This is a genomic window from Staphylococcus pasteuri, assembly GCF_030547725.1.
GTDB classification, from domain to species: domain Bacteria; phylum Bacillota; class Bacilli; order Staphylococcales; family Staphylococcaceae; genus Staphylococcus; species Staphylococcus pasteuri.
Genome location: NZ_JAUOQO010000694.1, coordinates 1 through 248, shown reverse-complemented (window position 1 = coordinate 248; position 248 = coordinate 1). Strand labels below are relative to the sequence as shown.

1 protein-coding gene is annotated in these 248 nt (G+C 37.5%); it reads left to right on the top strand.

All coding sequences use genetic code 11. From position 1 onward, the window contains the following. The coding region (locus Q4528_RS15185) for a hypothetical protein (RefSeq protein ID WP_303522531.1) at positions 1–248 on the top strand (248 nt) is incomplete at both ends.

Sequence of the window (248 nt, the reverse complement as noted above, 5' to 3'; positions counted from 1 at the left end):
ATTTTAGCCAAAGTTATCAAGCCATTGCCGATGTATTTCTTGGCCAATTAACTCGTTTTAGCTTAACCAATAGCTTGATAGAAATTGAGTTTCCTGAACATAGTATGAACTTTGATATCGCCAGTTTAGATTGGGTGAACAATGGTCAACTACACCAAGGAAACGGTGAAATACTTATTGGCCAAGATTTACAAAATGGCCGAATAAGCTTTCGAGTAGATTTGGTTGGTGATGCCTCAAATGTAGAC